Genomic DNA, 2,291 nt, shown 5'->3' on the forward strand with positions numbered 1-2,291 from the left:
TAGTCTATACTATATTTTTTGTTTTTGTTTTTCTTTTTCAAGCAGAAGAGGGCATATTTTTTTTTTTTCAAGCAGAAGGCGGCATACGAGTTCATGCCTAGTCTCGTGGGCTCGGAGATGTGTATAAGAAGCAGGGCTTGCGGAGTACAGGGGGACGGGGTCGCTGGTGATGGTGATGGTGCCGTCGATGTCTTGCCAGGGCCCGCCGTTGATGGAGAACTGGCCAGCGAATGTGGTGGTCAGTGTGATGTCGTACCAGCCCTCGTACCGGTAGGTGGAGGTGACCTCTTCGGACGGGAAGGGCTTGCCGGGTTTGCTGGTGGTGATGGTGTTCCCATCCCCGAGGTCCCAGTGGTATTCGATGGGGATCGCCCTGATCTGCACGGGGGTTCCCAGCAGTGTCGTTGCGAGGGTTTGCTCGACCGGGTTGGTGTGCAGGACGTTGACCATGTTCACCGGCAGCCAACCTCCCGGAGGACCTGCAGTGGCCTTCAGCGGTTGGACGGGGAGGGTGGCGAAGTCCTCGCGGGTGACGGTGATGACCACTGGCGGCGCACCAGGGGCGGATGCGGCACCGGGGGTGCCGAGGGTGATGCAGCGGTGGCCCAGGTCCTTTCGTGCTCCGTTGGCGAGGGTGATCCGGGTGCCGCGTTGGGTGATCTTGTTCGGGTCGGCTGTGCCGCGCTGTCGTGGTTGGTTGATCAGCAGGCCGTCCTCGCCCTGCCCATGCAGGGGCGGGACATACGCGGCTTCGCACGAGTTCTTCGGGACGGTGCATGACCACTGGCCGGCGCCCGGTGTCCCGCACTCATACCGGACCCCGCCCTCGGGCCGCTGCCAGACCGTCCGCACCGTCGGAGGTGACTGCTTGCGAGAGGTACGGGTGTGTCCTGAAGAGTTCTTCCCGCTCGAGCCCTTGCGGGCCGACGAGCGGCGTTCCGAGGCGCTAGCTCCAAGACTGTTGCCTGTCCGCGATGTGTTGTAATCGCGTCTGGCTGGCTGGTTTTTCGGCTGATCATTATTGCCAGTGTCCGTCTTCTCATCCTGAGGTGGGGCGGATGGGGTTTCTCGATCCTCTTTTGGTGCTGCAGGGTATAGTGGCGCCGCAGCGCTGTGCGGTGTTGCCGAAATGGAGAGGAAGAGGATTAGGATTACGGCAACGATAGCTGGAGTCACGTTCGGCCGTTTGGGGGAACGTTGGTGCATCATATCTCCTTGACGTCTGAGGAGTACGCTGCAAGCTTCCATCGTCCCTCTTCCCAGGCAAGTCCGCCAACTGCAAATATCTCAGACTCGGGTACCGTGGCGTACTCTGAATAGTCATGGTTGGGCTCTTGGTGTTCGCTAAGAATAAAGAAGAGGCCGATTTCGTGATCATATTTATCTGAGTCATAGATCACGCTTTTGCCTGCTTGATGCTCCACGGAACGCCAGAGCAAATTTGCTTCGCGGGCCTCTTGAATATACCCTTCAAACTCCACGCAATCGCTGCAGTCTTCGCTGTGGAGAGTTGAAACGAGTTCGGTGTCCCCGCTCTGGTGTGCCCAGGTGAGGACGGCGATGTAGTACTTGAAGGCTTGTTCGGCGCCTTCGGGGGTGTTTTGGTCCATGCCGGGGTAGTCGGCGGGGTCGGGAGCGGGGATGCTGGCGGCGAGGTCCTCGCCCGTACTGTCACCGCCTGCATCGCTTGCTGCTGTGTTGTCGGTCCCGCCGTTGTCGCTGGCGCCGCCGTTGTCGCTGCTGGTACTGAGATCGGGCATGGTGCCGTCTAGGCCGTTATCGGGCGGCTCATTGCCACCGCAGGCAGACAGGGCAAGTACCAGTGCGGTGGACGCTGCGAGCACGTGTGCGCCACGGCGCTGCCTCCCTGAGCGGGCAGGCGTGGCACCGGCCAGCAGGCCAGTCGAGGCTCTGTGCGCGGCGCCAGACGGCGCACCGTCAGGGTCGGTCGGCACTGCCTCGGGCGGTGGGATATCACGATTGCTATGCGTGGCGTGACGGGGTGTGACGGGGGTGATGCTGCGCTGCATGCGGGGACCTCGACTCATCCGGGCTCGGGGACACCAGCACGGTAGGCAGACCCCACCAGCCCACGCCACGGGACCGCCGAGGATGTGGATAACCCACCCACGGGGAGAGTCCCCGTCACGAGAGATGCCCGGCTGGGACCGTTCGCATCGGCAAGGCGGTCATGGACGCGCCCGGACGCCCGGCCGTGCCCCGGCAACCCCCGCCCAGGCCCTACCCCGGCTCTTATACACAATTGACGCTGCCGACCGACCAACCCTGTT

The 2,291-nt window shown here is 62.2% G+C and carries 1 protein-coding gene; it reads right to left on the reverse strand.

Annotated features, from left to right (window positions below; genetic code table 11):
* Positions 1 to 1,205 precede the first annotated feature (1,205 nt).
* Entirely contained in the window at positions 1,206 to 2,030 is an 825-nt protein-coding gene (locus tag C8271_RS13630; RefSeq protein ID WP_138774592.1) for a DUF6318 family protein, read from the reverse strand.
* Between the last annotated feature and the right edge of the window lie 261 nt (positions 2,031 to 2,291).

It is taken from the genome of Brachybacterium timonense, assembly GCF_900258505.1.
GTDB lineage: Bacteria > Actinomycetota > Actinomycetes > Actinomycetales > Dermabacteraceae > Brachybacterium > Brachybacterium timonense.

Bases quoted from the DNA above. Each gene is read 5' to 3' on its own strand.
- C8271_RS13630 (WP_138774592.1), bottom strand. From the start codon at position 2,030: ATGCAGCGCAGCATCACCCCCGTCACACCCCGTCACGCCACGCATAGC.